The sequence below is a fragment of the Vibrio sp. PID17_43 genome (assembly GCF_002608565.1).
GTDB lineage: Bacteria > Pseudomonadota > Gammaproteobacteria > Enterobacterales > Vibrionaceae > Vibrio.
In genome coordinates this window covers 1-18310 of sequence record NZ_LIXM01000002.1, presented here as the reverse complement: position 1 = coordinate 18310, position 18310 = coordinate 1, and the positions used below count along the sequence as shown (strand labels likewise).

The 18310-nt window shown below is 43.6% G+C and carries 15 protein-coding genes and 1 pseudogene; 11 read left to right on the top strand and 5 right to left on the bottom strand.

Going from position 1 to position 18310, the window contains the following annotated elements; translation table 11 throughout:
- Positions 1 to 88: 88 nt before the first annotated feature.
- Positions 89 to 922 carry a S1 RNA-binding domain-containing protein gene (locus AK965_RS01495; RefSeq protein ID WP_099077944.1) on the bottom strand — a complete coding sequence of 278 codons (834 nt, stop codon included), beginning with the start codon at positions 920 to 922 and terminating at the stop codon, positions 89 to 91.
- 182 nt (positions 923 to 1104) lie between these two features.
- Here AK965_RS01495 and AK965_RS01490 point away from each other — a divergent pair, with 182 nt between their 5' ends.
- Positions 1105 to 2457: a hypothetical protein gene (locus tag AK965_RS01490; protein WP_099077943.1), complete on the top strand. Its 1353-nt coding sequence runs from the start codon at positions 1105 to 1107 to the stop codon at positions 2455 to 2457.
- A 28-nt stretch (positions 2458 to 2485) separates the two neighbouring features.
- Here the strand turns inward: AK965_RS01490 and AK965_RS01485 are convergent, their stop codons facing one another.
- Positions 2486 to 2968 carry a PaaI family thioesterase gene (locus AK965_RS01485; protein WP_099077942.1) on the bottom strand — a complete coding sequence of 161 codons (483 nt, stop codon included), beginning with the start codon at positions 2966 to 2968 and terminating at the stop codon, positions 2486 to 2488.
- Positions 2969 to 3352: 384 nt separating this feature from the next.
- On the opposite strand from AK965_RS01485, the gene AK965_RS01480 reads away from it, so the two are divergent.
- Both AK965_RS01480 and AK965_RS01475 read left to right on the top strand, forming a co-directional pair.
- The gene (locus AK965_RS01480; RefSeq protein WP_099077941.1) at positions 3353 to 4405 is read left to right on the top strand and encodes a 3-deoxy-7-phosphoheptulonate synthase; all 1053 of its coding nucleotides are present in this window, start codon (positions 3353 to 3355) and stop codon (positions 4403 to 4405) included.
- 32 nt (positions 4406 to 4437) lie between these two features.
- Positions 4438 to 4920 (top strand): YajQ family cyclic di-GMP-binding protein, encoded by a 483-nt coding sequence (locus AK965_RS01475; protein WP_099077940.1) that lies wholly within the window; start codon positions 4438 to 4440, stop codon positions 4918 to 4920.
- Positions 4921 to 5017: 97 nt separating this feature from the next.
- On the opposite strand, the gene AK965_RS01470 is transcribed toward AK965_RS01475, so the two are convergent.
- A complete protein-coding gene (locus AK965_RS01470; protein WP_099077939.1) occupies positions 5018 to 5938 on the bottom strand; it encodes a bifunctional precorrin-2 dehydrogenase/sirohydrochlorin ferrochelatase in 921 nt (306 codons plus the stop codon).
- A 459-nt stretch (positions 5939 to 6397) separates the two neighbouring features.
- Between AK965_RS01470 and AK965_RS01465 the strand changes: the two genes are divergently transcribed.
- The 6 genes from AK965_RS01465 to AK965_RS01440 all read left to right on the top strand — a co-directional run bounded on the left by AK965_RS01465 (position 6398) and on the right by AK965_RS01440 (position 12370).
- Positions 6398 to 7426, top strand: coding sequence for an amino acid ABC transporter substrate-binding protein (locus tag AK965_RS01465; RefSeq protein WP_099077938.1), 1029 nt, complete (start codon positions 6398 to 6400; stop codon positions 7424 to 7426).
- Between the two features lie 223 nt (positions 7427 to 7649).
- Positions 7650 to 8855 carry an amino acid ABC transporter permease gene (locus AK965_RS01460; protein WP_099077937.1) on the top strand — a complete coding sequence of 402 codons (1206 nt, stop codon included), beginning with the start codon at positions 7650 to 7652 and terminating at the stop codon, positions 8853 to 8855.
- Between the two features lies 1 nt (position 8856).
- Positions 8857 to 9954, top strand: a complete 1098-nt coding sequence (locus AK965_RS01455) for an amino acid ABC transporter permease (protein WP_099077936.1) — start codon at positions 8857 to 8859, stop codon at positions 9952 to 9954.
- 23 nt (positions 9955 to 9977) lie between these two features.
- Positions 9978 to 10727 carry an amino acid ABC transporter ATP-binding protein gene (locus tag AK965_RS01450; protein ID WP_099077935.1) on the top strand — a complete coding sequence of 250 codons (750 nt, stop codon included), beginning with the start codon at positions 9978 to 9980 and terminating at the stop codon, positions 10725 to 10727.
- Between the two features lie 350 nt (positions 10728 to 11077).
- A complete protein-coding gene (locus tag AK965_RS01445) occupies positions 11078 to 11740 on the top strand; it encodes a Bax inhibitor-1/YccA family protein (RefSeq protein ID WP_099077934.1) in 663 nt (220 codons plus the stop codon).
- 300 nt (positions 11741 to 12040) lie between these two features.
- Positions 12041 to 12370: a TusE/DsrC/DsvC family sulfur relay protein gene (locus tag AK965_RS01440; protein ID WP_099077933.1), complete on the top strand. Its 330-nt coding sequence runs from the start codon at positions 12041 to 12043 to the stop codon at positions 12368 to 12370.
- Between the two features lie 2 nt (positions 12371 to 12372).
- On the opposite strand, the gene yccX is transcribed toward AK965_RS01440, so the two are convergent.
- A complete protein-coding gene (gene yccX / locus AK965_RS01435) occupies positions 12373 to 12645 on the bottom strand; it encodes an acylphosphatase (protein ID WP_099077932.1) in 273 nt (90 codons plus the stop codon).
- Between the two features lie 90 nt (positions 12646 to 12735).
- Between yccX and AK965_RS01430 the strand changes: the two genes are divergently transcribed.
- Positions 12736 to 14139, top strand: coding sequence for a methyl-accepting chemotaxis protein (locus tag AK965_RS01430; protein ID WP_099077931.1), 1404 nt, complete (start codon positions 12736 to 12738; stop codon positions 14137 to 14139).
- 166 nt (positions 14140 to 14305) lie between these two features.
- The gene (locus AK965_RS01425) at positions 14306 to 15499 is read left to right on the top strand and encodes a class I SAM-dependent methyltransferase (RefSeq protein ID WP_099077930.1); all 1194 of its coding nucleotides are present in this window, start codon (positions 14306 to 14308) and stop codon (positions 15497 to 15499) included.
- A gap of 119 nt (positions 15500 to 15618) precedes the next feature.
- On the opposite strand, the pseudogene AK965_RS20360 reads toward AK965_RS01425, so the two are convergent.
- Positions 15619 to 18310: pseudogene (locus AK965_RS20360) on the bottom strand (hypothetical protein); the annotation flags it as partial.

The window sequence follows — 18310 nt, the reverse complement described above, 5'->3', positions numbered from 1 at the left end:
CGGGCTCTAAAGAGCCGTTTCCCCTAGGCCCAAAATAAGGACGAATTTGGGCCATTTTTTTGGTTGAAAGGCTCTCTATAAAACGAGCTTAAGCAAGACGAATTCCGTCTTTCTCAATCACGATCTTGCCCTGTTTGTACAAACCACCGATAGTCTTCTTAAAAGTACCTTTACTGGTACGGAAGGCGTCAAAAATCGCTTCTGGCGCTGATTTATCATTCAAAGGAAGGAATCCCCCCTTCTTCTCTAATAACTCAAGGATCTTGCTCGACAGGTCATCCATCTTTGCTACACCGACTTTTTGTAGCGCTAAGTCGATTTTACCATCTTCACGAATTTGCTTAATGTAGCCTTTTAGTTGCTTGCCAATAAACAACTTGCCGAATACATCTGATGGGAAGATCATACCCCAGTGTTTACCGTTCACAATCGCCTTATAACCTAACTGGCTACGCTCTGCGATAATCAAATCAACTTGCTCGTTAATTTCGTAATTCGCAGGTGTTTTATCTAGCAACTTGTTGAACTTTGTTGTACCGACGATGCGACCAGACGCTTTGTCCGTATACACGTAAACTAAGATGTTTTGACCTGGAGCAAAGCGAGCACGTTGCTCACTAAATGGGACCAGAAGATCTTTCTCTTTGATTCCCCAGTTAACAAACGCACCCGTTTGGTTGATGCCTTCAACGGTCATTAAGCCCCATTCGCCTACTTGAGCGATTGGCTTTTCAATGGTCGCAGCTAGCTGGCTTTCCGAATCGAAGTAAAGAAAAACGTCGAGGTGAACGCCAATTTCGGTACCTTCAGGTACATGCTTATTAGGCAGCAATACCGAGCCGTACTCATCACCATCCAGAAATACACCAAAATCAGCCTTTTTAGTGACTTCTAAGCTGTTAATTTGACCAATTTTAATCATTGAGTTTGTCTCTTTTTAAATTTAATTGGAATTATACCCAAACTAACAAGAAAATCAGAGAGAAATACACACCTCTCTGTTATGCTGTCATGGTTCAACAATTTATCCTAGCTGACCTTAAGTTGCCACGTCCCAAGGACGCATATCGGTATAGAACGCGTTAGCAAAATCAGGAGCTTTCCTTGGTCACCGTCGACAAACAGGATTCGATCACCCTAAAAATTAGCCATGCTTTGGCAAAGAGTAAAACACTCGACCTAGATATCTACATTTTTGTCCCTGGCGAACTTGGTTTAAATGCCGATATCATCAGTGAGTCTGAATTCTATTACACCTCCATCACGCAAAAACGTGCTTACTACAGTACAGAAGCGCTGCTCCCACTTGTTCACAGCCGATTAGCAAAACGAGGCCGCTTATCCAATCAGCAATACCGAGTCAGTTTAAGCCTTTTTGCTTATCAATACGTCATCGCTTTAGATAAAGCAGTGGCGGCGTTGAATAAACATGAGAGTGACAGCGTAACAGGCGAGGAAGTAGATGACGTGATTGAGCTGACCATCGATATCTTGAAACGACTTCGACGTTCAATTCCTTACGAAGAAAACCTAAAACGTTACTATGTCAATATCGATAACTATTTGTCATGGTATACCGAACAAAAGTTCTTATCCCTTGTCGCACACCTCCCTCGTGAAGGTGACTATAGTACGATTAAAGAACGCCTCATCATACTCTGTGAGAAAGAACAAGCGCACCGAAAGCTGAATAACTACAATTCAGCAAGCGTAGTTGAAGACGTCACTCGATTGTCTAATAAAATGCGGTTGTTACGACGTTTGATTGAACACCCAATCGTACTTAGCGAAAAGACGACATCAATGGGTAATAACATCAAGCGTGCGATCAAAGGAATAGCGACAGGCTTAGTGATGGTCGTGGTGACTTCAACCGTGATTCTTGCTCGCGATTATCTTGGTGAGATTTCCGCGTCGTTCATTATTGCCATGTCGTTTATTTACGCACTACGTGAAATATTCAAAGACGATCTGCGCGATGCCATGTGGCGTTGGATTCGTAAAGGCAAGCCCAAATGGCGTAAGAAATACATGGATCCAACAACCAAAAAAGTCGTTGGCCGTAAATTAGAATGGCTCGATTATCGTTCGTTATCGAGCCTGCCAGATCGTATTCAAAATATCCGCAAGAAGCGAGTTGTACAACGCGAAGAACAGATTCTTCATTATCACGCTAAGACTGAAATGACGACATCGATGTTTTTAAGTGGTTATGAGCAAACACGAGAAATATTGAACTTCAGTTTACGCCCTATCATCCGTTTAATGGATAAAAGCACAAACCGAGTTTACCGCTTACATGATGGGCAAGTCAGTAAAGAATCCGTCGAGAAAAGGCATTTGCTCAATGTGATTGTCAAAGAAGACAACCACACCGATGCCCCCGTATTCTATCGATGGAAAGTCGTTTTGAATCGTTCAAAAATCGTCTCTATCGAGAAAATCGAATTGAGTTAATTGGCCCATTCAACATCAATTAAGCAGCCTAACGTTGGGCTGCTTTTTTAATCGATAATGTCAGAGTGAATTCAGCCATTGGTTCATCACCATGAATACTTGGGCATAACGCGGTGATCTTAACATCCTGATTTACCCGCTCACCCGTTTCTAGCGCGGTACGCAACATCTCATCAATTACTGGACCATCGTGACACACAAAATGCACATCACCTTCAGGGCGTTTTAAGAAATCGGCATTCACTCCTTTAAATGCCAGCGAAATTTTTTCTCCCTGCTCTTGCGCTTTACTCATGGCGAGAAAGCCGCCAGCCACATCAGCTCCCACCGCTAACGCGCCGAAATACATACTATTGAGATGGTTCTTAGTTCTTCTTCTAAGCGGGATCCTCACTTCTACATGCTTGTCATCAATGGCGAGTATCTTTGGTCGACAAAGCCAGATAAGTGGGACTTTAGAAAAACCGAAAAGATTGAGATAAAGATTCGCACGGCGGACTGCTGATAACATTTTGGTCTCCTTACCAAGCTAGTCTGACCAGTTAATCAATGAAGATAAAAAATGTCAAAGTAATGTTGATGATTAGTTGTCATTGATTAAAAAAAAACTTCTTTAGCGACAGTGTCACTGATGATTAACTCGCACTATTCCCTTTAGTTTGGAACAATCAATCTATTCACACTGTTAGTATTTCGAAAAAATTGTTATACATCCAAACAACCATGTATTGATATCGTAAGCGATTCTTACAATTTATATATAAGTGTATTCAATGAATATCAACGCCTTTGTATACAATTCGATATTAACTAGAGAAGAATCCCGTTAAACGGTTTATTCCTAAGTGTAATTCCGTTATCTTTACCGCTTCGCAATAGAGAATAAAGCTATAACATGCCTATTAAAACAGATGAATTGAGAACCCAACCTTTGGGTCCGATGCCTACCCCCGCTGAACTTGGAAGCGTGCACCCTATCACTGACGATGTCGCAGAACGTATAGCTCAATCTCGCCGCCAAATTGAACGCATTTTATCCGGTGAGGATGATCGTATTCTTGCTATTGTGGGCCCATGCTCAGTACATGACACAGATGCAGCGCTAGATTACGCTACGCGCCTAAGTCAAATTCAAGATAATTACAAAGACGAACTGTTTATTGTGATGCGTACTTACTTTGAAAAGCCTCGTACAGTAGTTGGTTGGAAAGGTCTCATTACCGACCCTAACCTAGACGGTTCTTACGCGCTTGAGGCAGGTCTGCACAAAGCTCGTAAACTACTACTGGATATCAACAAGCTTGGTCTTGCAACCGCTACTGAGTTTCTTGATATGGTCACAGGCCAATACATTGCTGATTTGATCTCTTGGGGCGCGATTGGCGCGCGCACGACAGAATCTCAAATCCACCGTGAAATGGCATCAGCGCTATCTTGCCCAGTTGGTTTCAAGAACGGAACGAACGGTAATGTGAAAATTGCTATTGATGCGATTCGTGCAGCCCAAGCGTCACATTATTTCTATTCTCCAGATAAGAATGGCCGTATGACCGTATACCGCACCAGTGGTAACCCTTATGGTCACATCATTTTACGTGGTGGTGAGAAAGGCCCTAATTTCGATGAGGCATCGATAAAGCAAGCGTGTGATGCACTCGCTGAGTTTGGTCTGCCAGAGCGTTTGATTGTAGACTTCAGCCATGCGAACTGTCAGAAGCAGCACAGAAAACAAATCGATGTTGCCGCAGATATCTGTGATCAGATTAAATCAGGCAGCACTCGCATAGCTGGTATCATGGCAGAGAGTTTCATCATTGAAGGCAACCAGCCAATGACGGATATTAACAACCTAACTTATGGTCAATCGATTACTGATCCATGTTTAGGTTGGGATGATACCGTGACTATACTGGATATGCTGTCAGATGCGGTAAAATCCAGTAAATAATTTCCCTATAACAAGATAATCAAGGAATCTCCATGCCATCGTTTGATATTGTTTCAGAAATCGATACCGTTGAACTTCGTAATGCGGTTGATAACGCTAACCGTGAACTGTCTACTCGTTTTGATTTCCGCAATGTGAATGCGAGCTTTGAGCTAGTAGAAGAAAACGTAAAAATGTTAGCGGAAGGTGACTTCCAACTAAAGCAAATGCGTGACATCTTGCGTGGTCATTTAGCAAAACGTAATATTGATGCGAATGCAATGGACGCACAAAAGCCTGATATTACAGGCAAGAACTGGCAACAAAACATCGTTTTCCGTCAAGGTATTGATACACCAACAGCGAAAAAAGTGGTTAAGCTCATCAAAGACGCGAAGTTAAAAGTTCAAGCTTCTATTCAAGGCGATAAAGTTCGCGTTACTGGTAAGAAGCGTGATGATCTACAAGCAACGATGGCGGCTATCCGTGAAGCGGAACTGGGTCAACCATTCCAGTTCAACAATTTCCGTGATTAAGCACTATTCTCCACGTCATTAGTTGTTTGACGTCAAATTGAAAACGCCGACAAGTAACTTGTTGGCGTTTTTGTTTGCATCGGTGTAGGCGGTTCAATCAGATAACTAAGTCTTGCCCTTGAAGTAACGAGAACTCACTCGTGCCCTGACGTATAAATACACATATACGCAAGTTTTGTTCTTTTGCCTTCGCCAGTCTATCGGATAACTCTGCTGCACATGTGAACGCTTCTCGTTCTGCATCTCGCCTAACCAGCTCCATCACATCAGCAGCACACTTCGTCGAATACAGAACAGATTCAGCTTGTTGCATATATCGCACCGCTTTAATCGGCAGCATTTCGACGTCAGCACCTACCTGAATCCAAGTACAACTGCCTTTCTCATCCAACGGTTTTGCCATTGTGTGCTGATAGATGGCTTCCAACTCTCGATTATCACGCGCATTTTCTACCTCTGGATTAGAAAAATAGTTCTCCCAGAACTTTCGACGCAGATCGACACTCGGTAACGCTTCTTTGATCGAGTTTCGTTTGGAGTTAGCAAATTCTGCAATTAATCCCATATTCTGTGGGAGGATTGATTCAAGCTTTTCCCGAATATTACGAATCAGTACAGGGGATGCGCCACCACTTGAGATAGCAATTTGAATGCGCCCGCGATTTATCATCGAAGGTGTAATAAAGTCACAATATGGTTTGTCGTCTACAACATTAACTAGGATTCCTAGTTCCTTTGCATCTTTATAAACTTGGTGATTAATCTCTGGGTTATCAGTCGTCGCCCATACTTGGACAAATGTTTTTGTGACAATGTCACTAGAATAAAAGCGTTGAATCCAACTCACTTGATGCGAATCGACCAATTGGGCGAGGAAGTCAACAAGTGTTGGAGATACAATCGTGACGTCAGCTCCTGCTTTAAGCAACGCTTCAACCTTACGGCTCGCAACCTCACCACCACCGATAATAAGCACTGGCTTGCATACTAAATCTAAGAACAGGGGAAAGTATCGCATTTCAATCCATGATGATTTCAATTAACTGTCTAGACTCATGCTACCAAAAACTGGGCAACCACTTCACCAAGTTTCGATATCAAAAATAATTTTTGTTCGAATTTCATGCTAACTCAGTTTCGCACAACTGCTGACACTTTTAAGAACAAACAATTATTCTACAGTTTACTCAACCAGACTATCGATTGTTCTGACGCACTGAATTAACCACTTGTTGCACTATTTACAACTGTTTTACATTTCGTCATTCTAATTTGTAGGCATTTTGTGATTCTCTTAAAAACCCTTTTTAAATTATATATTTGAGAATTATCAGATCCTTTTCTACGCTTATAACTGGTTGATTTATCGATTGTCGTTTATTCGTAAAACAACCATCTAGGACGATAACACTAATAAATTGGTCACGTTGTATCAGGTCGCTCCTGATTAAACATGGATCATACAGGAAGGATACAAATGGCAAATAAATTAACAGTTCTTGCTTCCGTAGTAGTGGCTTCCACTGCCATGATGTCAATGTCAGCTCAAGCAGCAGGCACTACTTTGGACAAAGTCACAAAGCAAGGTTTTCTTACATGTGGTGTCAGTACTGGTCTACCTGGGTTCTCCAACCCTAACTCAAAAGGTGAGTGGGAAGGTATCGACGTAGAATATTGCCAAGCAATAGCTGCCGCTGTGCTTGGGGATAAAAGCAAAGTGAAATATGTTCCTCTTACCGCGAAAGAACGTTTCACAGCATTACAATCAGGCGAAATCGATGTGCTTCCTCGTAATACCACTTGGACACTTCATCGTGATACTGCTCTTGGTCTCAATTTTGTTGGTGTGAACTACTACGATGGCCAAGGTTTTATGGTTAAAAAGGATCTTGGTATTTCAAGTGCCAAAGAACTTGATGGTGCTTCAGTCTGTGTACAGTCGGGAACAACGACAGAGCTTAACCTAGCAGACTACTTCCGTAATCAAGGCATGTCTTACAAACCGGTCGTATTTGATACTGCAGCACAAACATCCAAAGGTTTCGATGCTGGTCGCTGTGACGTACTCACTACAGACCAATCTGGTCTTTATGCCCTTCGTTTAAACCTACAAGACCCATCTTCAGCAACCGTGCTTCCTGAAATCGTGTCTAAAGAGCCTCTAGGTCCGGTTGTTCGTCAAGGTGATGACCAATGGTTCAATATTGCAAAATGGACACTATTTGCAATGATTAATGCCGAAGAATACGGCGTTACCTCAAAGAATGCCGACAAAATGTTGAAATCAACCGATCCAAACATCAAACGCATTCTTGGTGTAGATGGCCCGAAAGGCAAAGGTCTTGGCATTCGTGACGATTGGGGCTACCAAGTTATTAAGCAAGTCGGTAACTATGGTGAAAGCTTCGAGCGTACGGTGGGTACAAACTCTCCTCTACAAATTTCTCGTGGCGTCAATGCGCTTTGGAATGCGGGCGGTTTCATGTACGCACCACCTATCCGATAAGAGAAGCGATATAGGGCGGTTAGTGCCGCCCTTTTCTTGATCATATCCGTCTCGATCAGTTAGCCATCAGCCAGCACGAGGGCACAATCTCTTAAAACAGCACCTGATTATTATAGTTTGCCACCTCAGCAACTAAAACTGTCATCCTGTTTTCAGCGAATAACTTACGAATGGCTGCTGGTTTCATAGATATCTATAGATATAGGTTTGAGGTTATCGCTGTATGAAACCGACGAATAATGCATTACTAACTACGATGTCCAAGCCAAACGAAAAGAAAAGCTTGATTTATAATCCAGTCTTCCGTTCTGCGCTTTTTCAAATCATTGCGATTGCTGCTCTGGTTTTTTTCTTTTACACCATCATTAATAACGCACTTACCAATCTTAACGCTCGTGGTATTGCAACTGGGTTTGATTTTTTAAACCAAGAGGCGGGCTTTGGGATTGGGCTCACTCTTATCGAATATGATGAAACATTCTCTTACGGGAGAACTTTTTTCATCGGCCTTCTTAACACCGCGTTAGTCTCTGTTTTGGGGATTATCCTCGCAACCATTATTGGTTTTGTTATGGGTATCGCACGACTTTCTTCCAACTGGCTCATCAGTCGACTTGCAGCGGTTTATATCGAGACCTTTCGTAATATCCCTCTTCTTTTGCAAATCTTCTTCTGGTATTTCGCAGTTCTACAAGCTCTACCCTCGCCTAGACAAAGTATCAGCCTAGGTGAAGTCATATTCTTAAATGTTCGTGGTCTCTTCTTACCATCTCCTGTAATGGGACATGGCAGTGGTTTTGTTATTGCCGCATTTATTTTGGGCGTGCTCGCAAGCCTACTGATTGGACGCTGGGCTAAAAACAAACAACGCTTGACTGGACAACAAACACCAATGGTCCGGATTGTGCTAGGCTTAGTCGTTGGTCTTCCACTTTTGGTATATTTCTTAGCTGGCATGCCTATCTCTCTCGATTACCCTGAACTAAAAGGCTTCAACTTTCGTGGCGGTATTAGCATCATTCCGGAATTAGCAGCACTGCTTCTGGCTCTGAGCGTTTACACCGCCTCATTCATCGCAGAGATTGTCCGTTCAGGGATAAATGCAGTAAGTCATGGTCAAACCGAAGCGGCGATGTCTCTCGGTCTACCTCGTGCCAAAACGCTTAAACTTGTTGTCATTCCTCAGGCTATGCGCATTATCATTCCTCCACTCACTAGCCAGTACTTAAATTTGACTAAGAACTCTTCATTGGCGATGGCAATTGGTTACCCAGATCTCGTGTCCGTTTTTGCAGGAACAACACTTAACCAAACGGGCCAAGCGATTGAGATCATCGCCATGACTATGGGGGTATATTTAACGTTAAGTTTGATTACGTCTGCGTTAATGAACGTGTACAACCGTAAAGTAGCATTGGTGGAGAGATAATATGAGCACACATCAGTTTCAGCCTGATCTCCCACCACCTTCAAATACTGTCGGTGTGGTTGGTTGGCTACGCAAAAACTTATTTACTAGCCCACTAAATTCTGTCATTACGCTTATTCTTGCGTACTTCGTAATTGCTGCACTTTGGTCCATTATTGATTGGGCGTTTATCAATGCAGATTGGATTGGTTCAACGCGCGACGATTGTAGTCGTGATGGCGCATGTTGGGTGTTCATCAGTGTGCGATGGGAGCAGTTTATGTACGGCTTCTATCCAGAAGCGGAGCTATGGCGCCCTCGCCTGTTTTACATTACGTTAGCGATCTTCACGGCGTTGCTGGCCTATGAAAAAACACCTAAACGAGTTTGGATCTGGCTATTTTTCGTCAACGTCTATCCATTTCTAGTTGCGGCACTGTTATATGGTGGCGTGTTTGGGCTTGAGGTGGTAGATACACACAAATGGGGTGGCTTGCTCGTTACTCTGATCATTGCGCTCGTGGGTATCGTTGTATCACTGCCAATCGGCGTTGCATTAGCATTGGGCCGACGTTCAGAAATGCCAATTATTCGCAGTATTTGTACCGTATACATTGAAGTTTGGCGTGGCGTCCCACTAATCACTGTATTGTTCATGGCATCGGTCATGCTGCCGCTGTTCTTAGCCGAAGGCTCAGAAACCGATAAACTCATTCGCGCTCTGATCGGCGTGGTGATGTTTAGTGCCGCTTACATGGCCGAAGTGGTTCGTGGCGGTCTGCAAGCGATTCCTAAAGGCCAATATGAAGCCGCCGATGCACTCGGTTTAACGTACTGGAAGAAGATGGGACTGATCATTCTGCCCCAAGCGCTTAAGATCACCATTCCATCCATTGTGAACACCTTTATCGGTCTGTTTAAAGATACCAGTCTTGTACTTATCATTGGTATGTTCGACGTACTTGGTATTGGACAAGCTGCGAATACCGACCCGGAGTGGCTTGGATTCGCAACGGAAAGTTATGTATTTGTCGCGTTAGTGTTTTGGGTATTTTGTTTTGGCATGTCGCGTTACTCAATATGGCTTGAAAACAAACTTCATACCGGTCACAAACGATAACTCATTAAGATCAAGGACGTATTATGACGCAACATCAAGATTACATGATCCAGTTAAAGGACATGAATAAATGGTATGGTGAGTTTCACGTACTGAAGAACATCAACCTTGAAGTCAAGCAAGGCGAAAAAATTGTCATCTGCGGACCATCGGGATCAGGAAAATCAACCATGATTCGCTGTATCAACCGCCTAGAAGAACATCAAGCGGGCAGCATTTATGTCTCAGGTACAGAGCTCACCGAAGATTTGAAAAACATCGAAGCGGTTCGCCGCGAAGTTGGTATGTGTTTCCAACACTTCAATCTATTCCCTCACCTAACGGTCTTAGAGAACTGCACGCTTGCGCCTATCTGGGTAAAGAAAATGCCCAAAGAAGAAGCGGAAGCGGTCGCAATGCAATACCTTGAGCGCGTTAAGATCCCAGATCAAGCTGACAAGTACCCAGGACAATTATCTGGTGGTCAACAGCAGCGTGTAGCGATAGCGCGCTCTCTGTGTATGAACCCGAAAGTGATGTTGTTTGATGAACCGACGTCCGCACTTGATCCAGAAATGGTTCGAGAGGTGCTAGACGTAATGGTAGAATTGGCAGAAGAAGGCATGACGATGCTTTGTGTAACACACGAAATGGGCTTTGCTAAAGAAGTCGCTGACCGTGTTATTTTCATGGATGCCGGAGAAATCATTGAAGAGAACAACCCAATTGATTTCTTTGAAAATCCTCAGTCAGACCGAACTCAAAACTTTTTGGCTCAGATTCTTCATCACTAACAGTAGCTTGAGAATTTAGATAAAATGAAAAGCGCTGACATTAAATCAGTGCTTTTCATTATTCAACCATGCTCTCAAGTTTATTGTTACGAAACTGCAGTTGGTTCAAGACGTTGTAAATTGAGTCATCTCACAATGAACGTCGTGAACTGGCTTACATCGCGTTAGGTACCAAGCGACGCTTCGCTATGCAACGCAGTAATATTGTGTTACAAGTTGCCACATACATAACACATTATTTCTATTATCATTTTGTACCAGATATAGGCAAGTTAAGCTTGATTTTTTGAACTTTCATGCCCATATATGTCTATATATCAAAGACCAGAAATCCCTTATAGAGGAAGATTATGAACAGTCCTATGTTTACTCGCACTACTACTCAAGAAAGTGCTCTACAAACCAATAAAGTATTGCGTAACACATATGCACTACTTTCTATGACTCTACTTTGGTCCGCCGTTGTGGCTGGCGTATCGATGGCGTTTAATCTACCGCATCCAGGTATCATCCTAATGCTGGTTGGTTTCTATGGCTTGCTGTTCTTGACTGAGAAAAACCGCAATAATAGCCTTGGCCTGGTATTTACGTTCCTATTTACAGGTTTCCTTGGCTACACCGTCGGTCCAATCCTAAACATGTACATCGGTGCTGGCATGGGAGACATCGTTCTAACCGCGCTTGGCGGTACTGCTCTGTCATTCATGGCAGCGTCCGCATACGCGCTAACAACGAAACGTGACCTATCAATGATGGGTGGCCTAATGCTGTCATTGTTTGTAGTTCTAGTCGTCGGTATGGTTGCGAGCTTCTTCATCCAATCAACGATCCTACACCTAGCACTGAGCAGCTTGTTTATTGTGTTCTCGACCATGGCGATTCTTATGACAACTCAAGGTATCATCCGTGGTGGTGAATCAAACTACATTTCAGCGACAATCACGCTATATGTATCAATCTACAACATCTTCATCAGCCTACTAAGCATTTTAGGCATCATGAACGACGACTAATTCGTTGGATTGAACTTAAACACAAAAGCCCGAAGGTACTTCCTTCGGGCTTTTTCGTTTAACCAAACCTACGCTAATCGATATGTAGAATACCTATGCATTATTTAAAGTGTTCACCCCGATATTTTTCTAACAACCTGAATAAAATGGCAAATTGTTGAATATCCCTAATCAAAGCACTCCACTTAGCTTGTACGATTTTACTGCGCTCAGCATGAGATTGAGATTCTTTTGTTGAGAATCACCTTTTCTCTAAGCTACCCTATAACTATCAGTCATTAATAAGCGGATACAAAGGCGATGTTCGTTTACAACGGTAAAGAAATTGAAACCGATGCTCAAGGCTATCTACTCGACTACACACAGTGGGAAGAAGGCATGATTGAGCTTTTGGCAAAAGAAGAAGAAATTGAGCTAACAGAAGCCCACTTAGAAGTGATTCATTTCGTACGTGTATTTTATGAAGAGTTCAATACCTCTCCTGCGGTAAGAATGCTTGTAAAAGCGATGGAAAAAGCACACGGCCCAGAAAAAGGCAACAGTAAGTACTTATTCAAGCTGTTCAAGAAGGGGCCAGCTAAACAGGCCACAAAACTGGCAGGTCTACCAAAACCAGCTAAGTGTTTGTAATATCATAGGATTTTGAACCCACGGAAAGGTTTAAAGGAGGCGTTCTCCTTAGTGACGCTTTCGACGCTTGCCGTCCGTGGGCCTTCTTCCAGCCAAATCGAAAACTCAGCAATTTGTGACTCCGTGCCGCAAGCCATCACTTCTACATCACCATTGTTCAAGTTCTTAGCATAACCCGTTAGACCAAGCTTCAATCCTTGGTGTGAAGTGTGGTATCTAAAACCTACTCCTTGAACATGACCTTTTACTGTAAACTTCTCACACTTTAGGTTCATCTTTATACCGCTCCATTATATTGGGTGATATATTATTACATTCTATTTCTCCCACTAAGGATAGTGGGGTTTTATGTGGTTATAATAATTATGAAAGAAATTGCTTTCCGTTGGATTGATAAATATCTCATCCATTTAAAGATACAAGAGAAGTTCTACTTACTCTTCTTCCTCCCCGTTCTCGCATTAATCATTCTAACATTCGTTATGAACAGTGCCGCAGGCACTCTCATTTCTGATATGAATCAAGAAGAGTTGGTGTTAATGAAAGGGCTCATTGAAGCCGGCAACCTTTCGCAAACACAAGTTGCAAACCTAATTGCAAATTCTGATACCATTTCTTTTGGTACAGGCACTGGCTCCGTATCTGTAATGAACGGCGCATTTAGTCTCGAGATCAATCACGACCAAACGTTATGGACAGCGCTAACAAGCACTCAAGTTAGCATCGTCCTTGTTACCCTTTTCTTTATTGCGTTAAGCGTTTATTACATCATGACGTTCATCGGTGGCGCGATGTTTACGATGAACAAAGCATTAAACACACTTGCTGATGGTGATTTAACCGCTCGTATGAATTTTTTCCCTGTTCGTGATGAGTTCAGCGAAATCGCAATTACTATCGACAAAGTCGCCGAACGCGAACAAAAGATGGTTCAGTCGATTCAAGAATCTGTCGCGCTAATGCAACAAATTAGCTCAGACCTTAATCAATCCATTCACAACAGTTCAGAAATATCCAACACGCAGCAAGAGCACTTAAACTCGCTAGCAAGTGCGACAGAACAAATGGCTTCTACGATTCGTGAAGTCGCGACGTTAGCCCATGAATCGAGTGCACAAACAGATGACGCACGAAGTGTTGCTCAATCTGGTCAAATTAAGGTCGAGAATACCCTTCACTCTATCTCTAATCTCTCAACCGAGATCCAATCCGCTTCTCAGGCAGTGGAAGAGCTAGACGCCAATGCTGCACAAATTGATGAGGTAGTCACGACGATCAATGGCATCTCAGAGCAAACCAACCTACTTGCGCTCAATGCTGCGATCGAAGCTGCCCGCGCGGGTGAGCAAGGTCGTGGCTTTGCGGTGGTTGCTGATGAAGTTCGCGCTCTTGCGGGTCGCACTCAGCAAGCAACGGTTGAAATCCAAACCATGATTGAAGCATTACAGCGTAACAGCCAATCACTGACTAAGTTGATGGACGTGACGGTTCAAAATGCAAACAAAGGCCAAACGTTAATGGCGGAAGTCGATCTCGAGATTGGTTCTCTTGCGGATAAAAACCAAAACATCTCCGACAGCAGTATCCAAATTGCAACGGCAGCTGAAGAGCAAGGAGTGGTCGCAGATAACATTGCATCAAGCGTTGAAGAAATCCGTGTACAAGCAAATAACGTGTGCACCATGATCAGCACAACGACACAGAATGTAGAGAAACTTCGTGCACAAAGCGATACGATGGAATCGTTGTTAACGGGTTTAAGAGCCTAATAACGTTGAACAAATAGCAAGGGTCACTTCGGTGGCCCTTTTTAATATCTCTCTTACCATGCAATAATTAACACTTCAGCAAATGATTGGTTTACCAACGGATATTGCTTTTGAAGACAACATCCCGGACAATACGCCCCTTCAAAATTTAATAAGAGCTAAAGAAATGACAGCTGCTATCTATCTAGTAAAAGGTCGTGAGAAATCGGTTAAGCGTAAGCACCCTTGGATTTTCTCTCGAGGCATCAACAAAGTTGAGGGTGAACCTTCTCTTGGCGAAACCGTTGATGTATTCACTCACGATGGAAAGTGGCTAGCTAAAGCTGCATATTCTCCAGCATCTCAGATCCGCGCACGTATCTGGAGTTTTGAAAAGGAAGACATCAACAAGGCATTCTTCGTTAAGCGCTTCAAAGATGCTCAGCTTCTTCGTGAAGATGTGATTGAACGTGATGGTCTCACCGGATACCGCCTAATCGCCGCCGAGTCTGATGGCTTACCAGGCATCACCATTGACCGCTACCAAGACTTCTTTGTATGTCAGCTTTTAAGTGCGGGAGCAGAATACAACAAGCAAGCGATTGTCGATGCACTAGTAGAGTGTTTCCCTAGTTGTAATGTATACGAACGTTCTGATGTCGCGGTACGTAAGAAAGAAGGCTTACAAGAGAAAACTGGCGTACTCCACGGTGAAGAGCCACCAAAATCTGTCGTGATTGAAGAGAACGGCGTGAAAATCAGCGTCGATATCGTTGGTGGACACAAAACCGGTTTCTACCTCGACCAACGTGACAGCCGCCAACAAGCGATGAAATACGTCAAAGATAAAGAAGTCTTAAACTGTTTCTCGTACACGGGTGGATTTGGCCTCTACGCATTAAAGGGCGGCGCTAAGCGCGTTATTAACGCAGACGTATCTCAACCTGCACTTGACACGGCTAAATTTAACGCAGAACTCAACGAGTTCGACATTTCGAAAAAGCGCGCTGTATTCCTGAATGCGGACGTATTTAAATTACTACGTGAATACCGTGATCAAGGCACTCAGTTTGATGTTGTGATTATGGATCCGCCGAAGTTTGTGTCGAGCAAGAATAACCTGACTTCTGGTGCGAACGGCTATAAAGACATCAACATGTTGGCAATGCAAATCCTAAAACCAGGTGGCACTCTACTGACCTACTCTTGTTCAGGCCTAATGAGCTCAGATTTATTTCAAAAGATCATTGCCGACGCAGCGGTCGATTCTGGCCGTCAAGTGAAGTTCGTCGAGCGCTTTGAGCAAGCTGCGGATCACCCTACCGATAGCGCTTATCCAGAGGGCTTCTACCTGAAAGGTTTTGCTTGTAAGGTACTATAAGTCTCCCTTTACTCGTTAAATTAAAACGCCACTAGACATCAATCTAGTGGCGTTTTTGTTTCTATTCAGGATAGGCTTTATTTGAGGGCCAGTCTCAGCCCTCAACACAACACATACCTTTAATCGTGTTTTAACGTGTTTAGGCTATCGATTAGACTTGACGTAACGTCTGACGCACCAGAAAAGTCGATAGTCAAGCTATCACTACCTTTTGTTATCGTCAGCTCGCTATCATCAGATACCGAAACATCAAACCCTCCACGCTCGTCTGTTGTCGAACTATTTCCTTCTAGCGAATCCAAAATAGCATCAAGTTCAACACTTTCTAAATCTTCAAACAATTCAGAAAAATCGAGAATGTCACCTTCAGAACTATCAAAATCGGCAACGGTGTCTGTTGAACCATCAAGGTCAGAAACGCCCCACTTAAAGGTATCAGCGCCATCATCACCACTCAGTAAGTCATTACCTAACCCACCAATCAAGATGTCGTTGCCCGAGTCGCCTCGTAGGTAATCATCGCCACCACGGCCGTAAAGAACATCGTCATCGGCCCCTCCTCGAAGACCATCAGAGCCATCATCAGAGCCACGGAGAATATCGTTGCCCGCACCACCGAAGGCGGCCAAATTTCCTCCTTGACTAACAACCCTATCGTGACCAGAACCTAAGTTCACTGTGTCGGTTAAAGGTTGTACTGGGCTTTCAATAGAGCTTTTAAGCGCGCCATCAGGATCCCGAATATTATCCTCTGAAGCAGTCATGAACTCAAAGCTCTCGAAGGTTTCTCTATCAACTAGTCCATTGAGGTTTGGAATTGAGGTTCCTGTATCAACACGATAGTTCCCCTCTCCAGCGCCGAGTTCAATACGGTCATTACTATGGCCAGAAGAAATGAAAAGGTCGTCTGACATCGAAACGTTCTCCTGCCACACGGAAGCAGGATTATTATCATAGCCAGCACCAGCATATTGCAATTGACCATGTCCGCTTGACAACGTAAACGTATCAACACCACCACTGCCGAGGAACTGCTCCGCATCAATCACATTTTCCATACTGATGTCTACTTTTGCTTCTTCACTGTAGGTTCCATCAGAATCTATCGCTTTATAAGTGAATGAGTCATCAATATCATTGAAGCTCGTGACATCGGCTCCAACCATGGTAAAGCTTGCTTTATCACTATTACTATTGGTTTCTGGGAATACTCTTAGCTCATCAAAGAAGCCATCAAGAGAAACCGTAGCGGTACCAGAATGATTCCCGGTCTTGGTAATATCATCTATTGTGATTTGCTGAGTTGAAATCAAGACACCGTCTTTATAGAAGCCAACTGTAATCCAAGCCTCCCCACTATTAAACTTATTGTTCAAGCTAGCGAAGCTTAAATCAGCCTGATCGGCTTCAACCCCTTCGTTGAGTTTTATCGCAATAAACTCAGAAGTACTAATCTCATCTCCGTTACCCGATTCACCTTGCTCTACAACAGCCAAACCGACTTGGTCATTTGCATGATCAACTTTGATAAAACGATTATATATTGGTTCATTTGCCGATTTATCTAGCGTCCCCGCGTAAAAAGTCAACCCGTTCATCGTTATTGAATCGCTAATCGTACCATCTGCGATGTTTGACACATCCGATGAGTCAAAACCAAACCGTTCCGTCGTCAGGCTGTATTTCACGTCCGTTGTTTCCGGAATCACATCTCCAACAGAGAGTTTGACTTCTGTGTCTCCGTCTAAGTAGTAGAGATAGCCATGTTCAGGCAACGATGTGATTTCGATGTCGGTAACTTTAGTGTCGTCTTGGTCGTCCTCCACATCCTTAGCGTGAGGTGCGAAGTCAATGGATGGATCGTCAGATAAGTAATCACCACTCACAGAGAAGTCATCAGCAGTTGGCGGATTGTTTGACGCTTTCTGAACATCATCATTCGCGCTGGCTGTATTGTTATCTTGATCAGTAAAGGTAGCCGATGCAGTCAGCTGACCATCATCCAATGAACTAACATCCACCCCTTCAATCTGGTATGGGCCGTCACCGGTCACTGAATAAACGTTGCCTGTACCGTCAGATGCGGTCCAAGTGCCGTCAGAGCCAAGTGCTAGAGTCAAAGTAATAATAGAACTTCCATTCACAACTTTTAGATCGCTCACACCCGATAAGCCCGTATTAACCCCTTCACCATGGTTGAAAGTGATTGTTGCTCTCTCCGAGCCGGTGATATTGTCATCGCCGTCATCAACGGTACTGTCTGTAATAGTTAGCGTTGGGCCGTCAATCTCTCCATCTTTGTTGCCATCGGTACCGTACTCACTATCTTTAGCGACAATATCATTAACGTTGACCTCATGACCATTTGGATATTTGAACGTTGAATCAGCGGTTAAAATGCCATCCTTTAAAGCACTTACATCCACGCCTGTAATGGTGAATGTACCATCATCATTAGTGATAACCGTATAACCAGGTACTGTCGCCTTTCCTTCAGATAACGTCACCTCCAATATAATGTCGTTATCTCCTGCGGGGAATTCGCCATTCTGCGCTTCTGTATCGGTTATACGTACAGTCGCGGTACCTGAAGTAACATTTCCCCCAAAATCAACGGTGATGTTCGCCGTTTCTTCACCCGTTACTTTGTCATCATTCTGAGGGTTTTCTGTCGTGCTATCAGTTATGAGGACCGTTGGTTGGTCGTTCGCTGGGGTTACGTTTGGATCGGCACTCGCAGGCGCCCCATCCACTTGGCCGTCGTTTGGCGTCAAGGTAAACGGTGGCAGCTCTTGCCCTGAGTTCACTAGC

Bases quoted from the DNA above. Each gene is read 5' to 3' on its own strand.
- AK965_RS01495 (WP_099077944.1), bottom strand. From the start codon at position 922: ATGATTAAAATTGGTCAAATTAACAGCTTAGAAGTCACTAAAAAGGCT.
- AK965_RS01485 (WP_099077942.1), bottom strand. From the start codon at position 2,968: ATGTTATCAGCAGTCCGCCGTGCGAATCTTTATCTCAATCTTTTCGGT.
- AK965_RS01480 (WP_099077941.1), top strand. From the start codon at position 3,353: ATGCCTATTAAAACAGATGAATTGAGAACCCAACCTTTGGGTCCGATG.
- AK965_RS01475 (WP_099077940.1), top strand. From the start codon at position 4,438: ATGCCATCGTTTGATATTGTTTCAGAAATCGATACCGTTGAACTTCGT.
- AK965_RS01470 (WP_099077939.1), bottom strand. From the start codon at position 5,938: ATGCGATACTTTCCCCTGTTCTTAGATTTAGTATGCAAGCCAGTGCTT.
- AK965_RS01465 (WP_099077938.1), top strand. From the start codon at position 6,398: ATGGCAAATAAATTAACAGTTCTTGCTTCCGTAGTAGTGGCTTCCACT.
- AK965_RS01460 (WP_099077937.1), top strand. From the start codon at position 7,650: ATGAAACCGACGAATAATGCATTACTAACTACGATGTCCAAGCCAAAC.
- AK965_RS01455 (WP_099077936.1), top strand. From the start codon at position 8,857: ATGAGCACACATCAGTTTCAGCCTGATCTCCCACCACCTTCAAATACT.
- AK965_RS01450 (WP_099077935.1), top strand. From the start codon at position 9,978: ATGACGCAACATCAAGATTACATGATCCAGTTAAAGGACATGAATAAA.
- AK965_RS01445 (WP_099077934.1), top strand. From the start codon at position 11,078: ATGAACAGTCCTATGTTTACTCGCACTACTACTCAAGAAAGTGCTCTA.
- AK965_RS01440 (WP_099077933.1), top strand. From the start codon at position 12,041: ATGTTCGTTTACAACGGTAAAGAAATTGAAACCGATGCTCAAGGCTAT.
- yccX (WP_099077932.1), bottom strand. From the start codon at position 12,645: ATGAACCTAAAGTGTGAGAAGTTTACAGTAAAAGGTCATGTTCAAGGA.
- AK965_RS01430 (WP_099077931.1), top strand. From the start codon at position 12,736: ATGAAAGAAATTGCTTTCCGTTGGATTGATAAATATCTCATCCATTTA.
- AK965_RS01425 (WP_099077930.1), top strand. From the start codon at position 14,306: ATGACAGCTGCTATCTATCTAGTAAAAGGTCGTGAGAAATCGGTTAAG.